Source organism: Peribacillus sp. Aquil_B1, assembly GCF_022603275.1.
GTDB lineage: Bacteria > Bacillota > Bacilli > Bacillales > DSM-1321 > Peribacillus.
The window spans coordinates 817,518-837,963 of sequence record NZ_JAKXEE010000001.1; the positions used below are offsets into that span (position 1 = coordinate 817,518).

Below are 20,446 nucleotides of genomic sequence, written 5' to 3' on the forward strand. Positions count from 1 at the left end.
AAGCCCCCAATAATTTAATTGGGGGCTTTTCTTAATCTCTATTTCCATACATCCATTCCGTGCTTCGGCTGTAAAGCTCAATGATATTGCCGAAAGGATCCTCACAATAGATTAAATAATAGGGCTTGTTCTCCCAAGTATTCCATATATCACTTCGCCTTTTACCGCCAGAAGCAGCAATATCAGCAGCCAGCATTTCGATATCATCCGCTATTAAACAAATATGAAAAAAGCCCTCTTAACCGCGACCTTCACCTTTAGGCATCCTCGGCTCCCCAAACTCAAAAAGCTCAATCCCCACTCCATTATCCGCCATCATATGAGCATTACGCATCCTTTTAACTTCATCACCAAGAAGATCATTCGTCATATTATGTTCATTCTCCTCACTTGCATCAAACGAATAGGGACCCGCCAATAATTTAAATCCCAACACCTGCTCATACCACTTAATCGCCGCATCCAAATCAGGTACAGCCAATCCAACATGAGTAATTGCTGTCATATGTATCCCCCCCTGATCATTAAAATACCCTTTTAAGGTGAGGGACAAACGGTACTATTTTTGAACATAAAAAAAGAAGCAATAGCCAATACTGCTTCTTTGATTACATATATCGACTCATGAAATTCATTAAATCTCACCCTCTTCAAGCCTCCTATTATACTCAACTTTACTTATTAACCCTTTTGCATTACAGGTAAGACAATCTGTATAAATATCGTAGGCACCTGTACCTGCACAAACATGGCATTTAACATGAGTTTCCGGTATATCCTTATGCATGAATGAAAAAACTTTTCCAATATACTGCAGAATAATCATTCCCAAAACTCCTTTTTTTTCTATCATACAACGAAAAAGAGAGAAGGAAACTGGAAATACAATAACATTACTTAAAACAAATAAAACCATAACATAGTTTACATGGGGTTAAAAAATGTGCACATAGGGAATCATATGTAGTAAGGGGTAGAGTTTCATGATGAATCCTAGAGAATTGTTTTAATTCCTCAGTTATCCGCCTGATCATTCTTAGGTTCAAAATTGCAAACTAATTACTTCAAATGCCTCATATACATAGAAAGCGCTTTCAATTATAATTATCACAAGAAAACCAAGCCGAGAGGTGTGTTCAATATGGTAGGTAAAAATGAAGGGAATTTCTTAAAAGGACTTTTGTTTGGTACATCTTTGAGCATACCGTTATGGATTTCTTTTATTGGATGGATAAAATTGATCATTAATAGTTTATTTTAGAGCCCTAGGGCTCTTTTTATTTTGTTGTTTGAGACAAAGCCTGGATCCGTAACGAGCTAATAAGCAGCTAAAACAATATAAGTAATTGCCCTTTTGTAATACACAAGATGGGAAATCATGTCCTTGCGTTTATATCTTTAAAAGTTCATGAAATTTATTTCAGATGAAAACATAAAGACGATAGGATAAATCTAGTGAACTAGGTCTCTAGGTTGGGTATTAAATAAAAGTCATGCCTTCTTTCCTATTGTTCATTATAAAGAACATCTGTAAGATGTAAAGTAATCTCTATCTAATCAATTAAATAAAGATAATTCAGTAGTTCAATGATAATCATGACTAGAATAATGCGTTTTATTACTCTCTAACTTTAATAGTAAATTACCAATTAAATTTATTTGTATAAAATTCATTAAAATGTTAGATTTATGTGTAAATAAATACGAAGTTTGTCCGATAGAGCGGAAAGAGGTTTTATAGATGATTGATATACACTCCCATATATTACCAGGTGTTGATGACGGAGCTAAGCACATTACAGAGAGTATAGCCATGGCTAAGCTTGCTGTATCGGAGGGTATACGGACCATCCTTGCCACTCCTCATCATAAAAATGGTTCTTTTGAAAATGAGAAATTTGATATTATAGAAAAAGTGGCTGAACTAAACGAAGCATTGAAAGCTGAATCAATTGATTTGGAAGTGTTGGCAGGCCAGGAAACCCGAATTTATGGAGAACTTTTAGCAGATTATCAGGCCGAAAGAATCTTAACACTGAACGATGGCGGAAGATATGTGTTCATCGAATTGCCGTCAGACCATGTTCCTGCATATACAGAGCCCTTATTATATGAATTGCAAATGAAAGGGCTAGTGCCTATCATTGTTCATCCAGAAAGGAATCTGGAGTTTATGGAGTCTCCAAATCAGCTTTACAAGTTGGTTAAACATGGAGCTTTGACTCAGATAACAGCAAAAAGTATCGTTGGTGGTTTTGGCAAGAAAACTAAGAAGTTTGCCTTTCAACTCATTGAGAAAAACTTGACTCACTATCTAGCATCTGATGCCCATAATACGAAAAGCCGTGCTTTCCATATGGCCGAGGCTTATTCTGAAATAGAAACTAAGTTTGGTGTGGATATGAGGTATTTATTCATGGACAATGCCGAGCTTCTTGTTCAAGGGAAATTGGTTTATAAGGAAATGCCCCAAAAAATAGAATCAAGAAAGTTCTTAGGTATATTTTAAATGCAAAAAAAGCCACATCTCCGTGATGGTAGATGTGGCTTTTTTTGTTTTAAAACTGTTTAATAAAGAATTCTTCCAGATAAAAACTCCATATTTTATAGCCCTTATCATTAGGTAATTCCCGCTCTTCGTTCAAGACATCTATCATTTTATCTGATGTTTGATCAGGCCAATTACTCCAATGATTGAGATAAGGAATGTCCTTGTCTTTTGCATACTTTTCCAATTCCTTCACCTGGTTAGGATAGTAGGTTGCATTATATAAAGGGTTCGGGGGCTGCAGAATGAATTGTGTTTCTTTGTTTGCTGCTGTGACATCATTAATAATCGTCGTGATATTTCCGAGAGAATCTTCAATGGCGACATTCCCATTATCCTTTAGTGTGAAAGGTTCGAATAAAATGAGATCGGCCTCGGCCTCTATTAAATCTTTTTGTTTGTTTTGGCTAACAAATTGTGAAGACATTAAATCGTAAAGTAAACCGTCCACTTGAACGGTGTCTCCATAAACATCTTTAAGTTGGTCAGCTAAATCATCAGGCAAGTTATACGCCTCATTGCCAAGGGAATTCGAACCAACCATCAAAATCTTAAAAGGTTTCCCTTCTGCCAATCTTTTTTTATATAATTCTTTGCTTTCTTTCGGCCAATTTCCTATGAATTTTACTGATTCTTCATTATTGGGACTTATCTTACTAGATTCCTCCTTCAACTGTTTTGTACTAGGCTGGCCGATACTAGCATCAGAGATTTTATTGTTCCAATGAATATTACCCATAACAAGAGATACGACGCATGCTAAAATAATAAAAGTAGGTAAAAAGGCCTTCATGTGATTCCTCCATAATATGCCGCATTTAGACACTATTTTTTTGTAATTTATACCAATTTTCAAATAACCATACCAATATATAGGGAAATGAGATTTAATATAAATATCAAATTACCTAAAATTATGACAAAAAAAACAATGAATGGCAAGGTTTTGTGTTATAATACCAATGCTGTTATTTAAAAGTTGGAGGGAATCATGGAAGAAACAATAAGTATAAAAGACCTAGTTTTAACTTTGCGAAAACGTTTAAGTCTAATCATCGTCATTACGGCACTTGCTGTTTTAGTAAGCGGTATTGTCAGCTATTTTCTATTAACGCCAATCTATCAGGCGTCCACACAATTACTAGTCAATCAATCCAAGAATGAAGAAGCACTTTATAATTACAACGAAGTTCAAACGAATCTTCAATTAATTAATACATATAATGTCATCATTAAAAGTTCGGCGATATTGGAATTAGTTAAAGAAGATCTTAATCTTGACATGACAGCAGCAGAGCTAAACGAAAAAATTTCGGTAGCGAGTGAACAAAATTCACAGGTTGTCAATATCGTTGTCGAGGATGAAAATCCAAAAACAGCAGTGGATATTGCGAATAAAACGGCAGAAGTGTTCCAAAAGCAAATCGTCGAGATCATGAATGTAGATAATGTGACTTTATTGGCAAAGGCAGAGTATAAAGAAAATCCATCACCAATCAAGCCTCAGCCACTACTTAACATTGCTATTGCTTTGGTTGTCGGATTAATGGCAGGAGTAGGACTAGCTTTCCTTTTAGAATATTTGGATAACTCAATAAAAACAGAGCAAGATATTGAGAAGCAACTAGGGTTGCCTATCCTTGGAGTAATTGGGACAATTGATGGCCAAGGAGATAATAGCTTACGTTCGGAAAGGCCAGCAACACGTGGAAGAGGTGAAAAAATTGGCTAAAAAGAAAAAGTTGGATACTAAAAGAAAATTAATTGCGAAATTCAATCCGAAATCCCCGATATCGGAACAATTCCGTACCATTCGGACGAACATTCAATTTTCTGCTGTTGATGAAGAGGTGCGTTCGATCATGGTCACTTCTACAGGACCAGGTGAAGGGAAATCCACCACAGCAGCCAATCTTGCTGTCGTATTTGCACAGCAAGGAAAAACGGTTCTGCTTGTGGATGCGGACTTAAGAAAACCAACAGTTCATTATACCTTCAATTTACCTAATACCTTCGGAATGACGAATGTTTTAACGAAACGCATGGATTTGAAGGATGCTGTCGTTGAAACGGATGAAAAAAATCTATTTGTGTTATCCAGCGGTCCAATTCCGCCTAATCCGGCTGAATTACTAGGCTCTAACTCGATGAATGAATTATTCGAACGTTTCTACGAAGAATTTGACGTCATTATCATGGATACACCACCAGTCTTGGCAGTTACGGATGCACAAATTCTATCGAACAAATGTGACGGAACGATTCTTGTAATCTCGAGCGGGAAAACAGGAACTGAACAAGCGTTGAAAGCAAAAGAACTATTGAATGCAGCTTCATGTAACCTATTGGGTGTTGTGTTAAATAATAAAAAAATGCAAAAAAACAGCCAATACTACTATTATTACGGAAATAAGTAAGATCACTACTTATTTCCTGGTTTTTGTATCATATTGATAAGGTAATGAATGTAAGTTAAATAGGTTAAAAGAATTAGGGAAGAGGTGGAGATATGATAGACATCCATTCCCACATATTACCCGGGATAGATGATGGAGCTAAATCGATTGAGGACAGTTTAGAGATGGCGAGAATGGCGGTTTTAGAAGGTATACATAAGATCATTGCAACGCCGCATCATATGAATGGGAAATACGAAAATCGGAAACAAGATATCATCCACAGAGTAGCAGAACTTAATGCTGTTTTAACAGCGGAAGCTATACCGTTGGAATTATTGCCAGGTCAAGAAACAAGGATATATGGAGAGATTTTGAAAGACTATGAACTGGAAGAGATCATCACACTGAATGATGGAAAAAAGTATCTTTTCATTGAACTGCCATCTGCACATGTCCCGCGTTATACGGAACAATTGCTTACAGATATACAATTCGAGCGTTTGACTCCGATTATCGTCCACCCAGAACGAAACCAGGAATTAATCGAAAATCCGGATCTTTTATACAAGTTTGTGAACAACGGAACACTTACCCAGGTAACTGCTGCCAGTGTTTCAGGTGCCTTCGGAAAGAACGTTCAAAAGTTTTCGCTGCAATTAATTGAATCTAATCTTACACATTTCATTGCATCAGATGCTCATAATATCACAAGTAGAAGCTTCAAAATGAACGAAGCATTTGATGTGATTGAAAAGAAATTCAGTGTAGAATATATTGACCTTTTTCTAGATAATGCGGAATTGCTAGTAGAAGGTAAAACGATTTATAAAGAGGTTCCAGAAAAGATTAAAAAGAAAAAAATATTGGGGATTTTTTAATCTCCGAAGCCCCATTTTAATGGGTAGATTTGTTTTGTTTTTTGTGAATGTTGCTAATTTTCAATGAAGAACAAACAGTATGGCATAGTATATATCGGAATAAATCTTCAAGTTTTTAATCTTTTTTTCGATAATTAGGAAAATACATATAATTTATCAGCATCCGAGATTACTATTTAATAAATGCTCACGAATAACAAGAGGGGGAAAAAAAATGAAAAAAGTAAAAAAAGCAATAATACCAGCAGCAGGGTTGGGGACAAGGTTCCTGCCAGCAACTAAGGCTATGCCAAAGGAAATGCTTCCTATCGTGGATAAACCAACCATTCAATATATCATCGAAGAAGCGGTGGCTTCAGGTATTGAAGATATCATTATTGTAACCGGAAAAGGTAAGCGTGCAATTGAGGATCATTTCGATAATGCATTCGAACTGGAAAATAATTTAATGGAAAAAAACAAATTCGAATTACTGGAAAAGGTCCAAGCTCCTTCCAAGGTTGATATACATTACATTAGACAAAAAGAACCAAAGGGTTTAGGTCACGCAGTTTGGTGTGCCAGAAAATTCATTGGAAATGAACCATTCGCTGTTTTACTAGGTGATGATATCGTCCAAGCGGAAACTCCTTGCTTAAAACAGTTAATGAATGAATATGATAAAACCTTATCTTCAGTCATTGGTGTACAAACAGTACCTAAAGAAGAAACCCATCGTTATGGAATTGTCGATCCAAGTAACCAAAACGGTCGACGCTACGAAGTAAATAACTTTGTTGAAAAGCCTGCACAAGGAACAGCACCATCCGATTTGGCAATCATGGGCCGGTACATTTTCACGCCTGAAATATTTATGTTCTTAGAAAAACAAGAACTGGGAGCAGGCGGAGAGATTCAGCTGACAGATGCGATCCAAAAATTAAACGAAATCCAACGAGTTTTTGCTTATGACTTCGAAGGAAAACGATTCGACGTTGGAGAGAAATTAGGATTCATTCAGACTACTATTGAGTTTGCTCTTCAAAATGAAGAAATAAAAGATGACTTATTTAAATATCTAGATAATCTCTTAGAGGTAGTGGGAAGTGATAAAATTGGGTAAATCTAATGCTTCAATACGAACAGTAGTGACAGAGCCAACAATTAACAATAATGCTGAAAACTCAAAGCTATATTATTTCACTAAAAGGTTAATGGATTTAACTGGAGCAATAATTGGACTAATTCTAAACATCCCTCTCTTTCTACTAATAAGTATTTTTTATATGTTTGGAGAGTCAAAAGGACCTGTATTTTTTAAACAAATACGTATAGGTGAAAATGGTCAAAAGTTTTATATTTATAAATTTAGATCTATGTTAGTTAATGCAGAAGAAAAACTAAAAGCAGACAAGAAACTTTATAAAAAATATATAGCTAACAGCTATAAATTAGAACCATACGAGGATCCAAGAATAACTAGGTTTGGTCGTTTTCTTAGAGCAACAAGTCTAGATGAGATTCCACAATTAATCAATGTCCTAAAAGGTGAGATGAGTTTAGTTGGACCGAGGCCAGTAGTAGAAAAGGAACTGGAAGAATACGATTCTAAGCGATCAGTTTTTTTATCTGTTAAACCAGGTGTTACTGGGTATTGGCAGGTTAGTGGAAGAAGTAATGTTGGCTATCCTGAGCGAGTAGATTTAGAATTATTTTATGTTTATAATAAATCATTTATATTTGATATCAAAATTTTATTTAAAACTATTATTGTTGTATTTATTAAAAAGGGTGCATATTAAATTCACATTATAACCAAGCTAATTATAAGTTTTTTAGTGAATGCATTACTAAGTTCAGAAAGATCATTTAAATTATAGGGTCTACCTTTTAAATATCAATATTAAGGCTAGGTCTTTGTAATGGAAATCTGTAAATGTATAAAGTGAAAAAATTATAAAATTTTTTAAGGAAGAGTATTTACTAGTGAATTTTTTCATTAGTTATTTTATTTTGACTTATATAGATTAGAAGAGGTGGTATCATGAAAATTACAGTTGTTGGTACTGGTTATGTTGGACTTGTAACTGGTACTTGTTTATCTGAGATTGGACATACAGTAACATGCATAGATATTGATCAAAATAAAGTGAATAAAATGCGTGCGGGTATATCTCCGATTTTTGAACCAGGGTTGGATGAGCTAATGATAAAAAATCTTGGTGAAAACCGACTATTCTTCACAACTAATCATGAAGAAGGGTTTGAAGGTGCAGATGTAATCTACATTGCTGTTGGTACCCCAGAAAAAGAAGATGGTTCCGCTAACCTATCTTATATTGAGCAGGTTGCACGGGATATTGCAACTCATATTAAAAGTGATGTAATAGTTGTTACTAAAAGTACAGTACCTGTAGGAACAAATGACTGGGTTAAAGAAGTAATACAAAACAATCTAGTTAATAACGTTAACTTTGAAATTGTATCCAATCCTGAGTTTTTACGTGAAGGTGCTGCAATCTTTGATTCTTTTAACGGGGATAGAATAGTAGTTGGATCAGATAATGGAAATGCTGCTAAAATAATAGAAGAAATAAATAAACCTTTTGGTATCCCAGTTTTTAAAACAGATATTCGGAGTGCTGAAATGATTAAATATGCAGCTAATGCGTTCCTGGCAACAAAGATTAGTTTTATTAATGAGATTTCAAACTTATGTGAAAAAATTGGAGCAAATGTAGAAGATGTTGCAAATGGTATGGGTCAGGATAATAGAATTGGCTCACAATTCTTAAATGCAGGGATAGGTTATGGTGGTTCGTGTTTCCCAAAAGATACTAAAGCACTTGTAAATATCGCAGGTAACGTAGAATATGATTTTGAATTGTTAAAAGGTGTTATTCGAGTTAATCAAAAACAACAAGAAATAATACTTAGTAAATTGGAAGAACGATTTGGAAATTTAGAAGGTTTAAAAGTTGCTATATTAGGTTTGTCTTTTAAACCCAATACAGATGATATGAGAGAATCAGCATCAATAATTATAACGAAACATTTGATTGATAATGGGGCAAATGTTGTTGCATATGATCCAGTTTCTATGGAGAATGCTAAAAGGATACTCGATTTAAAAGTAAATTATGTATCGAATACAATAGAGGCTTTGAAGGGCGCGGATGCTGTGTTAATTTTAACCGAATGGAATGAATTTAAAGATATAGATTTAGGTTTATTTGTAGAACATATGAAGTTTCCGGTTATATTTGATGGTCGAAATTGTTTTGATCTTAAAAAAATAGAAAGTTATAACGTAGAATATCATTCTATGGGAAGGCCCTCAGTGAGAAATATTAAGTTACTTAGTATTAATAACTAGGATGGTTAAAAAACTTTGAAAGCATAGTTTTCACTGGATATAGCCTCATTATTTAAACAGTGAGTTTTTTAGTATATCCCCAATATATCCAACCCTACAATAAATTTTGGGTTGGATATTAATTGCTTTGTCTTTCAATTTGCAAGGCGTTAAGGATCACAAAGTGTGTCAAACCTATAAGTTTATTATCAATGAGGTATAACCTATACAAAAGAGGTATTAAATGTATTTAATAAAAGTACTGATAATATTGTTAATTTTATTTCAACAAGGCATCTCATATAGTTTATTATTGAAAAAATATAAAGACTACTTTAATCCAGTATTATTCACAAGTATATTTATTTTTATTCCCTTTTGCTTATCAAATATAAAGCTCTCAGTTTATCAAACAGTTGATTATCATCCTTATGTATATTTAATAATGTTATTCTCTTCCACTTTAATACTGTATTATTCTTTTGTATTAACTCCAAAAAAACAAATTTTTAATTTAGAGTTAAAAAAGAATAATTTAATATTTATATTATTATTAAATATAATCTATGCAACAAGTTATTTATATGAAAATATAATCATTACAGGTCTTTTAATTCCTATAACTGGTATTGCGGAAACTGGGGACGTACACTTAGAAAACGTTCCAATCTTACGTGAGATAAATACGGTATCGCGGTTTTTATTACCTTTATTAAATTTTTATATGTTCAAAAAAACATCCCAAAAAAGATATTTAGTGATGTGCTTAATAGTTTTATTTATTCCTCTTTCTAGAGGCTCTAGGAGTGCTATCCTAAACTCATTATTAATGATATTAGCATTTAATTATAGAAAAATTAATATTAAAAAAACATTTTTAATAGGTATCATATTATTAATTTTTATATATTCTGCTGTTTCTATAGGTAATACTAGGATAGAAAGCTATACGACTCAAAGTTACGGATATGAAATAGGAATAACAAGTGAATTGCTTAACCATACGTTTTTTGGAGAAATTTTTTCTTGGTATTATGGATACTATGCACTTTCTTTTTATAATTTTAATACATCATTAGTAAATTGGCTTAATGATGATGTTTACTTTTTAGGGCTTGCGAATCTGAACGGAATGTTAACCTACTTTTTTGAAAATTACCCCACATTACAAGAGTTTAATTCTAGAATTATTAGTATAAACGGTGCAGCAGTTGTTCCAACAACATACTATTATTATTTAATAGATTTTGGAGTACCAGGCGTTTTAATTTTCGACTTTTTATTTTACACATTACTATTCATGGTATATAGGAAATCAAGTGATAATGATTTTAGTAGGCTTTGTTATTGTTTGTTACTTTTACAAGTTTTAAATTTCGTTTTTTATAGTAGTTTTTTTGCTATTTGTCTTTATCCAATTTTAGGTTTTGTATATTTATTTAAAATGTTTAAGCATAAAAGGAGAGGGGCGAATTATGAATAGTTTGGTATCTGTTTTAATGACAACATATAATGAAGATATTTCTTGGATAAAAGAATCAATTGATTCAATTCTACTCCAGTCTTATAAAAAGATTGAACTTATTATAGTTGTTGATAATCCTAATAATTATGAAGTTATAAACTTTCTAGAAGAATATAATCGTAAATTTAAAAATATGAAGGTAATTATTAATGATGATAATATTGGACTTGCTTTAAGTTTAAATAAAGCATACACATATTCGAAAGGAATATTTATTGCTAGAATGGATGCTGACGATATCTCAAATATCAAAAGAATAGAAAAACAAGTAGAGGTACTTATGGCGAATCCTGAAGTTGGATTAGTCGCATCCACTTGTGTGAAAATTAATGAAAGTGGACAAGAAATTGATGTTCAAAAAGTAGGTTATAAAACAGATAGACAAATAAAAAAAGGTTTAAAATATATAAATTTTTTAGTTCATCCATCTTGGCTAATGAGAAGATCAGTTTTTGAAAAGCTTAAGGGATACAGGAACTTTGAATGTAGTCAGGATTACGATTTTCTATTACGAATGATAACCAGTGACTATAAAATATTATTAATAGATGAAAAATTAATACAGTATAGAGTTAGAGCAAATAGTATAACTATATCAAAGGCATTCAAACAACATTTAATCGCAGAATATATTAAAATGTTATATTTAGAAAGAAAAAAAAATAAGCAGGATAGCTTTAGTATTAAAAAACTGGAAAGTTATTTAAATGAGAATAATAGTCCCAAAAAGTCTGAAGAATTTTTGAATTCTCAATTGAAAATAGAAGAATTGAAAAGAAGTAAAAAAATATTTGTTAAATTTTCAAAGATGTTATCGTGTTTATTTTATTCAAGTTATAGTAGAAAACTATTATTAAATGTATTATTTTTCAAACTTTCATCAAAATTATAAAAGGGGTTAATTCAAATGGCCATATTAGTTACAGGAGGAGCAGGTTTTATAGGCTCAAATTTATGTGATTTATTATTAGCAAAAGGTGAAAAAGTTATAAATTTAGATAACTTTAATGATTATTATGATCCGAAATTAAAGTTTGAAAACACAAAAAATAATATGGAAAATGAAAATTATAAATTGGTTAAAGGTGATATAAGAGATCTAACTTTATTAGATAAACTGTTTAGTACGGAAAAGATTAATGCTGTTATACATTTAGCAGCGATGGCTGGAGTTAGACCATCGATCGAGGATCCATTGTTATATCAGGATGTAAATATTAGAGGAACAATGCACCTTCTTGAAATGTGCAAAAATTATGGAGTGAAAAAGTTTATCTTTGCATCCTCATCATCAGTTTATGGTAATAATAAAACAGTTCCTTTTACAGAAACTGATGTAGTAGACTTTTCAATATCACCATATGCTGCAACTAAAAAATCAGGTGAGGTCCTTTGTCATGTTTATCATGATTTGTATAATTTAGATATAATTTCGCTACGCTTTTTTACTGTATATGGACCAAGACAAAGGCCAGATTTAGCTATTCACAAGTTTACCAAGCTGATTAAAGAGGGGAAAGAAATTCCGTTTTATGGTGACGGCTCAACAAAAAGGGATTATACATATATTGATGATATTATAGATGGAATAGTTAAGTCATTAGAGTATCTAGTTAGTAATACTAATGTATATGAGATATTAAACTTAGGTGAATCTAGAACTATATCTTTAAAGGAAATGGTAAATGTATTGGAAAATGAATTAAGTATTAGAGCGAAATTAAATAGTCTTCCGATGCAACCAGGAGATGTTAATAGTACTTTTGCTAATATCTATAAAGCTCAAACCATGATAGGCTATGATCCAAAAACTGATTTTGAGCAAGGAATAAATAAATTTATCAAATGGTTTAATAATAACTATTAATAAATTGAAAGTAAGTTTAAATCCAATAAATATTAAAAAGATTAAATCAAGTAAACTATCAGGGTGCAATTACCTCCAGGGAGAGGGAAGAGAATATGAATTTAGGTTCCTTAAAAAAGTTAATTATAGAGGATTATTATAGTAGATATAAGAAAGACTTCTCTATAGTAAATTTTACAAAAGCATATCTATTAGATTTGAATTTTAGAGTTGTTACTAGGTATAGGATTCAGACGTACCTCTCAACTAAAAACAAGCTATGTTTCATACTTGCCGTCTTGTTGAGAAATGGAAATATGAGTAAATACGGTGTAGAAATAGGAATTAATACAAAAATTAAAGGTGGATTTAATATACACCACATAAATGGGATAGTAATAGGAGAAGAAGTCTGTATAGGAGAAAACTTTAATATATTTCAGCAAGTAACTATAGGTAAAAAAGATATAAAGTACCCTATTATAGGGGATAATGTGAAAATATATCCTGGTGTAAAAGTAATCGGTGATATAAAGGTTGGAAACAACGTGATAATTGGAACTAATTCAGTAGTTAACAAAGATATTGCAACTGGAGCTGTAGTTGCAGGCATACCCGCTAAGGTTATAGAGCACAAAAGAAGTGTTATATATGAGTAAAAAAGGTAAACAAGGGCTAATTAAATTATTTATGAGTTTTGCAATTGGTCCCATTGGCGCAGCTTTAATAAACTTCTTAACTATTCCAGTTATAACATGGATGGTTACTCCAGAAGAATATGGAAAGACAGCTATTTTTATTTTAATGCAAACCTTAACAACAGCATTAATATTTTTAGGGATGGATCAATCATTTGTTCGTGAATACAATGAAAGAGAAAATAAACGTGAATTATTATTTATTAGTTTTTTAATCCCTTTATTATTTTCATTTGTTACAGCGATATTTATATTATTCTTTGATGAAGAATTAGCAGGATTATTATTTAATGAAAACAATGTAGTTGTAATACAGCTTTTTGCTCTGTGGATACCCTTTATCACTCTGGAGAGGTTTCTCCTTCTTAATATAAGAATGCAAGAAAAGGGTCTAATTTATTCGTACTTTAATATTCTAAGCAAATTGTTAATATTTTTATTTACTTTATTATTACTTCTATTTTGGGCAAAAAACTATACTGTTGTCATCGCAGCAAATGTTGCAGGACAGATAATCACTGATCTTATACTAATATTTTACTGTAGAAAAAGCATTAGTATTAGTTATAAATATTTAAATAAAAAACTAATTAATAAAATGTTTAGGTTCGGCACCCCTTTTATTCCAACGGCCTTTTTGATGTGGTTTATTAACTCAACAGATAGAATAATTTTACAGAGGTATTCTTCACCTAGTGAATTAGGCGTATATTTTGCAGCGTTAAAGGTAGTTGGGGTTTTTACAATATTCCAAACTATCTTTTCTACTTTTTGGATCCCAATAGCATATAAATGGGAAAATGAGAAAGTAGATACAAAAGAATTCACTAAAATAAGTCACTATCTTACCTGTTCAATGAGTATAATATTTTTACTGATTTTATTTGTGAAAAAAGTATTTGTTCTCATATTATCAACACAATACAGTGATGTCATTTATATTGTCCCTTTTTTGATTTTCTTCCCAATTATGTTTACTATGGGAGAAACAACAGGACTTGGAATAGCATTTGCTAGAAAGACTCATTATAATATTTGGATTTCTATTATTTTAGCAATAGTAAATTTTATTATAAATATTGTACTAGTTAAACAATACGATGCAGTTGGTGCATCAATTGCGATAGGAATTACTTATATATTGTACTTTTGGATCAGGACTCTTGTATCCAGGAGAGTGTGGTACAAGTTTAAATTAAAATTTTATGCAATCCACACAATTATTTTAATAATAGCTTCTACACTAAATTTATTAATAACAAGCAATATAATCTATATTATTAACATCATTTTCCTTTTTTTACTTATAATTTATGATCGGAATATCATTAAAGAAATTTTATTGTCGATTAAGATTTCAATTAGTAACAAAAGGACTGCAAGATAATCTTTTATAAAATGAGCTAGAAACTTTTTCAATATTTTTTATTAAAGATAATTAAGAATATATATTCAGACACAAGATGTCATAATTTAGTGAAGTAGGGGTGGCAATTTTTGAAAATATTAATGCAAAATAGAAGAGATGTGTTTTCAGTACCTGGTGGGGATACAATTCAAATGATGAAAACAAAAGAAGCTCTAGAAAAAAAATATGAAGATGTTTCTATAGACATATCAACAGAGTTAAAGCCAAATTTAGATAGTTATGATTTAGTTCATTTGTTTAACGTAACACGGGTTCATGAAACATATACACAATTACAAAATGCAAAAAGACAAAATAAGCCAGTAGTTGTTACACCTATTTATCATAGTTTGGTAGCGCTCGGAAATTATGAGAAAAATGGACGCGTAGGTTTATTAAAACTTTTAAATACCCTAATTCCTAATAAAACCTTTGTAGAGGGATTAAAAAATTTAATTAGGACAATTAAAGATCCTAAGCAATTTCAACCAACTTTAAAGCAACTAGAAATTGGGTACGTTGAACAACAAAGGTTAGTTCTAGAAGAAGCTGATATTCTTTTTCCAATAGCTAAAGAAGAATATAACTGTTTTAAAGAAGAATTAAATATTTCTCACGATCGTTATTTAGTTGTACCAAATGGTGTTGATTATATTGAAAATAATGATTTGAATAAAAAAGAAATTGACGTTCATGGTCAACAAATTACCAACTATATATTATGTGTTGCACGTATTGAAAATCGGAAAAATCAAATAGGTCTAATAAATGCATTGAAAAATACTAATTATAAAATAATATTTGTGGGAGCAAAGAATCCAAAACAGAAAAAATATTTTCAAGAATTTATAAAGTTAATAGACAATAAAAATTATTTTTATTTAGGCAAAGTAGATCATGATAAAATAATGAATCTTTATAAAAACGCAAGGGTACACGTGTTACCGTCTTGGTTTGAAGTAGTTCCACTTGTTGATATTGAGGCTGCGCTTTCTGGCTGTGAAATTGTTACATCTAAAAACAGCTATATTAAAGAGTATCTGGGAGATAATGCCTTTTATTGTGATCCATCAAACTCCGAATCCATTAAAGAAAATGTCGCTCTAGCCTTTAAGAACCAAAAAAATGATATAGAATTGTTTAATAAAATGAAAAGTTATAAATGGGAAAATGTAATTGACAATTCTTATATTGGCTATAAAGAAGTTTTAAAAAGTAAAAACGAAGAAATGTGATTAAAACTTTTGTATCTTAGAGTCCGTGGATAATACATAATTATTTTAGAATTATATAAGTTCTAAGAGATTTATATTAATTCATTAGTTAATCATATTTTTTAGTAATCAAGGTCAATATCTTATAACTATTATTAAAATTATTTATTTGGAGGAAATTTATAAATGAAAGGTATTATCTTAGCAGGCGGCAGTGGGACGAGGTTATACCCATTAACCATGGTTACAAGTAAACAACTATTACCAATTTATGACAAACCTATGATTTATTACCCTTTGTCTACTTTGATGTTAGCAGGAATTCGAGAGATTCTAATAATATCAACACCAGAGGATACCCCACGATTTGAAGCTTTATTAGGAGATGGAGCACAATTTGGTATAAACCTAAGTTATAAAATTCAACCAAAACCTGAAGGATTAGCACAAGCGTTTATTATTGGTGAGGAGTTTATTGGCGATGATTCAGTTGCAATGATCTTAGGGGACAATATTTTTTACGGTAGTGGCATGAGAAATATATTACAACGTGCTGCAAAAAAGGAAATTGGTGCAACAGTATTCGGGTATCACGTGTCAGACCCTGAACGATTTGGTGTTGTGGAATTTGACGAAAATAACAAAGTGATAAGCGTTGAAGAAAAACCAGAAATACCAAAATCCAATTATGCTATCACAGGATTGTATTTTTATGATAATAGTGTAATTGAAATTGCAAAAAATGTAATCCCTTCTACGCGTGGTGAAATAGAAATAACATCAGTTAATGAAGAGTATCTAAAAACAGGAAACCTAGAAGTAGGGCTTCTTGGGCGTGGGTTTACCTGGTTAGATACAGGTACCCATCAAAGCTTGGTAGATGCTACGAATTTTGTTCGAACTGTAGAAGAACATCAAGGAATAAAAATTGCTGCACCTGAAGAAATTGCATATATCAATCAATGGATTGAAAAAGAACAATTAATAGAGTCAGGAGAAAAATCATCAAAAACAGGATATGGACAATATCTATTAAAAGTTGCAAATGGTGATATTAAATATTAATTAAAGAGGTGGATTATGAAAGTCATTGAAACTTATTTACAGGGTGTAAAGGTGATCGAACCAGATGTGTATGGAGACCATCGTGGGTGGTTTATGGAGACATTTAGCTCTGCTAAATTTTTAGAAGCTGGGATTAATATAGATTTTGTACAAGATAATCAATCATTTTCATCCCAAAAAGGTACATTACGAGGTTTACATTATCAATTAAATCCCAAAGCACAAACAAAGTTAGTTCGTTGTACAAGAGGGGCTATTTATGATGTTGCTGTTGATATTCGTAAAGAAAGCCCTACCTATGGCAAGTGGTTGGGTATAGAATTAACCTCTGAGAATAAAAAACAGCTATTAATTCCTAAGGGGTTTGCACATGGCTTTATGACCTTAACTGATGAAGTTGAAGTCCAATATAAAGTGGATGAGCTTTATCACCCACAATGTGACCGCGGTATTATCTGGGATGATAAAGCTATAGGAATTAAGTGGCCTATGGGTATTACCCCGATATTATCAAAAAAGGATAAAAATGCACCTCTATTTAAAGAAGCGGAAAATAATTTTTTCTATGGAGAGACATAAGATGAAAATTTTAGTAACAGGTTATACTGGACAACTTGGATATGATGTTGTTCTTGAAGGATTAAATCATAAATTAGATATGATAGGAGTAGGATCTAAAGATTTAGATATTACTAACGAACAAGAAGTATACCGTTATATTAAAGGATTAAACCCTGATGCCATCATACATTGTGGAGCATATACTGGAGTAGATAATGCTGAAGATGATAAAGAAAATTGTTGGAATGTTAATGTGGAAGGAACAAGATATTTAGCAACTGCTGCTAATGAGATTGGCGCTAAATTTATGTATATTAGTACAGACTATGTATTTGATGGAGAAGGAGAAATACCTTTTTCAGAGACCGATAGACCTAATCCAATTGGATATTATGGTTTAACCAAACTAGAAGGAGAATATGTTGTACAAGACATATTAAATGAAGTGTTTATTATTAGAGTTTCATGGGTGTTTGGTGTTAATGGAAGTAACTTTATTAAAACTATGCTTCGTTTATCAGAAAATCGTAACGAAATAAATGTTGTCGGTGATCAATTTGGCTCTCCTACTTACACCTTTGATTTAGCTAGCTTGTTAATCAATATGATTCAAGGAAATAAGTATGGAACATATCATGCTACTAATGAAGGGTTTTGTAGTTGGGCTGATTTTGCTACTGAGATCTTTAAACAAGTAAACATAAATGTTAAAGTCAATTCGATTACAACAGAACAATTTTTGACACGTGCTAAACGGCCAAAGAATTCGCGTATGTCAAAGCAAAAGCTAGTTGAGAATGATTTTAAACAATTACGTAAATGGCAGGATGCTTTGCGTCACTACTTAAATGAACTAGTACAAGAGGTGAAATAAATGACTAGAAAAAAGATACTCGTAACAGGTGGAGCAGGGTTTATTGGTGGGAACTTTGTTCAGTATATGGTAACTAAATATCCACAATATGAAATATATAATTTAGATTTATTAACTTATGCAGGTGATCTTTCAAAACACAAAGATATACTAACAGAAAACAATTACCATTTTATAAAAGAAGATATTACTAACCGAGAAGCGGTTCTAGCTCTATTTGAAAAAGAAAAGTTTCATTTTGTCGTTCATTTTGCAGCGGAAAGCCATGTTGATCGTTCCATAACTGAACCAGAAATATTTGTTCAAACGAATGTCCTCGGAACACAAGTGCTATTAGATGCTGCTAGACTTAATAATATTAAAAAATTTGTTCATGTTTCAACAGATGAGGTGTATGGTGAATTAGATTTTAATCCAACAACATTCTTTACAGAAGAAACACCTTTACAACCTAATAGTCCATATAGTGCAAGTAAAGCCTCATCTGACCTATTGGTTCGATCATATCATGAGACATTTGGTTTGTCTGTAATTATAACTCGCTGTTCAAACAACTATGGTCCATTTCATTTCCCAGAAAAACTTATACCTTTGACAATTTCTCGAGTTTTAAATGATTTAAAAGTACCAGTATATGGTGATGGAAATAATATTCGTGATTGGTTGCATGTATTAGATCACTGTTCGGCGATTGATCTAGTATTACACAAAGGAGTTAATGGAGAAGTCTATAATGTAGGTGGGCATAATGAAAGAACTAATCTACAAGTAGTTAAAACAATTATAAATACATTAGGTAAATCAGAGGATCTGATTAAGTTTGTTAAAGATCGACTAGGACATGATAAACGGTATGCAATTGATCCTACTAAACTAGAGAAACTTGGTTGGAAACCGACTTACACCTTTGAAACAGGTATAGCTCAAACCATTCAATGGTATATTGATAATAAAGAGTGGTGGGAACAGATTATTAGTGGTGAATACCAAAGCTATTTTGAAAAGCAATATACATTAAATAAGAAATAAATATATGAATCCAATCCTTTAAGACAATTTTGCTATTAAGCTTGATTTTTGTTAGATGAATGGCAATGAGTTATTACGGTGGTTACAGAGGAGATATTATGAATAAAGTATCTATCATTTTACCAATTTATAATGGAGAAAAATATTTAGACAAACTTATTGGAGAAATTAGAAAACAAGAAATAAACTATGATGTGGAAATCATTGGTGCTGTTAGTAAATCTAATGATAAAAGTTTGGAAAAAGCTTTAAGTCTATGTGATGTTGCTTTTTTAGTTGAAAATTTTAATCATGCAAAGACTAGGCATGAGGCTGCTTTAAGAGGTACGGGAAATGTTTTAGTTTTTATTACTCAGGATATTATTCCTTATAATGAATTTTGGCTTTCAAATCTAGTTATGCCATTACTGGAGAAAAATGAAATAGTTGCAACTTACTCTCGTCAAGTTGCATATACGACCGCTTCGGAAACAGAAAGATTGATTAGAGAATTTAACTATCCAGATTATGATAGAATTTGTAATAAAGATACTAAAGAAGAGTGGGGAAGAAAAACAATTTTTTATTCTGATTCTTCATCTGCAACCTTAAGAGAAATATTTATCGAATTGGGTGGATATGATTTTGAAGTAGGCACAAATGAAGATGTTATTTATGCCCTAAATGTAATAGAAAGTGGAAAAAGTATTCTTTACAACTCTAAAAGTATTGTATACCATAGTCATGATTTTGAAATAAGAAGTGCTTTTAATAGATATAAATTAATTGGATCCTTTGAAAAAAGGTACCAAGGGAGATTAAAGGAATACTCTTCTTTGAATGAAGGGAGAAAGCTATTAAAATATCTAGTTTCAAAGTTACTTAAACAATTTAAAATTAAAGATTTAACTCTATTATTTATAGATTTAACTACAAGGTTTGTTGCTTATAAAAAGGGCTATAACAAATAAATAGCCTCTAGAAGAACCAATCAATTATCCCTTATAATTATATTATGAGAAATATGATAATATGAGCTTTTTATTTTACAGTAAATAAATAGAAAAATAAGTACGGACTTATCCAAG

22 protein-coding genes are annotated in these 20,446 nt (G+C 31.6%); 18 read left to right on the plus strand and 4 right to left on the minus strand.

All coding sequences use genetic code 11. The features are described 5' to 3' along the window. Nucleotides 1-31 precede the first annotated feature (31 nt). The 3 genes from MPH60_RS04015 to MPH60_RS04025 all read right to left on the minus strand — a co-directional run bounded on the left by MPH60_RS04015 (nucleotide 32) and on the right by MPH60_RS04025 (nucleotide 826). On the minus strand, nucleotides 32-196 hold the full coding sequence (locus MPH60_RS04015; protein WP_241593311.1) for a hypothetical protein: 165 nt from the start codon (nucleotides 194-196) through the stop codon (nucleotides 32-34). A gap of 42 nt (nucleotides 197-238) precedes the next feature. After that, nucleotides 239-505 carry a VOC family protein gene (locus MPH60_RS04020; RefSeq protein ID WP_241593309.1) on the minus strand — a complete coding sequence of 89 codons (267 nt, stop codon included), beginning with the start codon at nucleotides 503-505 and terminating at the stop codon, nucleotides 239-241. A 129-nt stretch (nucleotides 506-634) separates the two neighbouring features. Then, a complete protein-coding gene (locus tag MPH60_RS04025; protein WP_048681418.1) occupies nucleotides 635-826 on the minus strand; it encodes a hypothetical protein in 192 nt (63 codons plus the stop codon). A 915-nt stretch (nucleotides 827-1,741) separates the two neighbouring features. Between MPH60_RS04025 and MPH60_RS04030 the strand changes: the two genes are divergently transcribed. Continuing rightward, on the plus strand, nucleotides 1,742-2,509 hold the full coding sequence (locus tag MPH60_RS04030) for a tyrosine-protein phosphatase (protein ID WP_241593307.1): 768 nt from the start codon (nucleotides 1,742-1,744) through the stop codon (nucleotides 2,507-2,509). 49 nt (nucleotides 2,510-2,558) lie between these two features. Here the strand turns inward: MPH60_RS04030 and MPH60_RS04035 are convergent, their stop codons facing one another. Beyond that, nucleotides 2,559-3,341, minus strand: a complete 783-nt coding sequence (locus tag MPH60_RS04035) for an SGNH/GDSL hydrolase family protein (RefSeq protein WP_241593306.1) — start codon at nucleotides 3,339-3,341, stop codon at nucleotides 2,559-2,561. Between the two features lie 198 nt (nucleotides 3,342-3,539). On the opposite strand from MPH60_RS04035, the gene MPH60_RS04040 reads away from it, so the two are divergent. The 17 genes from MPH60_RS04040 to MPH60_RS04120 all read left to right on the plus strand — a co-directional run bounded on the left by MPH60_RS04040 (nucleotide 3,540) and on the right by MPH60_RS04120 (nucleotide 20,329). Next, nucleotides 3,540-4,280: a YveK family protein gene (locus MPH60_RS04040; RefSeq protein ID WP_241593303.1), complete on the plus strand. Its 741-nt coding sequence runs from the start codon at nucleotides 3,540-3,542 to the stop codon at nucleotides 4,278-4,280. Next, nucleotides 4,273-4,965: a CpsD/CapB family tyrosine-protein kinase gene (locus MPH60_RS04045; RefSeq protein ID WP_241593302.1), complete on the plus strand. Its 693-nt coding sequence runs from the start codon at nucleotides 4,273-4,275 to the stop codon at nucleotides 4,963-4,965. The genes MPH60_RS04040 and MPH60_RS04045 overlap by 8 nt, the downstream gene beginning before the upstream one ends. Before the next feature lie 92 nt (nucleotides 4,966-5,057). Then, nucleotides 5,058-5,825, plus strand: coding sequence for a tyrosine-protein phosphatase (locus tag MPH60_RS04050; RefSeq protein ID WP_241593300.1), 768 nt, complete (start codon nucleotides 5,058-5,060; stop codon nucleotides 5,823-5,825). A gap of 214 nt (nucleotides 5,826-6,039) precedes the next feature. Beyond that, the gene (galU, locus tag MPH60_RS04055) at nucleotides 6,040-6,927 is read left to right on the plus strand and encodes a UTP--glucose-1-phosphate uridylyltransferase GalU (protein WP_241593298.1); all 888 of its coding nucleotides are present in this window, start codon (nucleotides 6,040-6,042) and stop codon (nucleotides 6,925-6,927) included. Then, nucleotides 6,920-7,606, plus strand: a complete 687-nt coding sequence (locus tag MPH60_RS04060; protein ID WP_245406397.1) for a sugar transferase — start codon at nucleotides 6,920-6,922, stop codon at nucleotides 7,604-7,606. The genes galU and MPH60_RS04060 overlap by 8 nt, the downstream gene beginning before the upstream one ends. Before the next feature lie 242 nt (nucleotides 7,607-7,848). After that, on the plus strand, nucleotides 7,849-9,180 hold the full coding sequence (locus tag MPH60_RS04065) for a UDP-glucose dehydrogenase family protein (protein WP_241593296.1): 1,332 nt from the start codon (nucleotides 7,849-7,851) through the stop codon (nucleotides 9,178-9,180). 223 nt (nucleotides 9,181-9,403) lie between these two features. Then, complete coding sequence (locus MPH60_RS04070; protein ID WP_241593294.1) at nucleotides 9,404-10,642, plus strand: O-antigen polymerase; 1,239 nt, start codon at nucleotides 9,404-9,406, stop codon at nucleotides 10,640-10,642. Next, the gene (locus MPH60_RS04075; protein WP_241593292.1) at nucleotides 10,635-11,576 is read left to right on the plus strand and encodes a glycosyltransferase; all 942 of its coding nucleotides are present in this window, start codon (nucleotides 10,635-10,637) and stop codon (nucleotides 11,574-11,576) included. The genes MPH60_RS04070 and MPH60_RS04075 overlap by 8 nt, the downstream gene beginning before the upstream one ends. A 15-nt stretch (nucleotides 11,577-11,591) precedes the next feature. After that, nucleotides 11,592-12,551, plus strand: coding sequence for a GDP-mannose 4,6-dehydratase (locus MPH60_RS04080; protein ID WP_241593290.1), 960 nt, complete (start codon nucleotides 11,592-11,594; stop codon nucleotides 12,549-12,551). Between the two features lie 95 nt (nucleotides 12,552-12,646). Then, nucleotides 12,647-13,189 (plus strand): serine O-acetyltransferase, encoded by a 543-nt coding sequence (locus tag MPH60_RS04085; RefSeq protein ID WP_241593284.1) that lies wholly within the window; start codon nucleotides 12,647-12,649, stop codon nucleotides 13,187-13,189. Then, a complete protein-coding gene (locus MPH60_RS04090; protein ID WP_241593282.1) occupies nucleotides 13,182-14,615 on the plus strand; it encodes a lipopolysaccharide biosynthesis protein in 1,434 nt (477 codons plus the stop codon). The genes MPH60_RS04085 and MPH60_RS04090 overlap by 8 nt, the downstream gene beginning before the upstream one ends. Nucleotides 14,616-14,725: 110 nt before the next feature. Further along, nucleotides 14,726-15,871, plus strand: coding sequence for a glycosyltransferase (locus MPH60_RS04095; RefSeq protein ID WP_241593280.1), 1,146 nt, complete (start codon nucleotides 14,726-14,728; stop codon nucleotides 15,869-15,871). A 165-nt stretch (nucleotides 15,872-16,036) separates the two neighbouring features. Then, nucleotides 16,037-16,915, plus strand: a complete 879-nt coding sequence (gene rfbA / locus MPH60_RS04100) for a glucose-1-phosphate thymidylyltransferase RfbA (protein WP_241593278.1) — start codon at nucleotides 16,037-16,039, stop codon at nucleotides 16,913-16,915. Nucleotides 16,916-16,930: 15 nt separating this feature from the next. Further along, nucleotides 16,931-17,494, plus strand: coding sequence for a dTDP-4-dehydrorhamnose 3,5-epimerase (gene rfbC, locus MPH60_RS04105; RefSeq protein ID WP_241593276.1), 564 nt, complete (start codon nucleotides 16,931-16,933; stop codon nucleotides 17,492-17,494). A gap of 1 nt (nucleotide 17,495) precedes the next feature. Further along, nucleotides 17,496-18,350 (plus strand): dTDP-4-dehydrorhamnose reductase, encoded by an 855-nt coding sequence (gene rfbD / locus MPH60_RS04110; protein WP_241593275.1) that lies wholly within the window; start codon nucleotides 17,496-17,498, stop codon nucleotides 18,348-18,350. Continuing rightward, a complete protein-coding gene (gene rfbB, locus MPH60_RS04115) occupies nucleotides 18,351-19,379 on the plus strand; it encodes a dTDP-glucose 4,6-dehydratase (protein ID WP_241593273.1) in 1,029 nt (342 codons plus the stop codon). Between the two features lie 98 nt (nucleotides 19,380-19,477). After that, nucleotides 19,478-20,329 (plus strand): glycosyltransferase, encoded by an 852-nt coding sequence (locus MPH60_RS04120; RefSeq protein ID WP_241593272.1) that lies wholly within the window; start codon nucleotides 19,478-19,480, stop codon nucleotides 20,327-20,329. Nucleotides 20,330-20,446 lie beyond the last annotated feature (117 nt).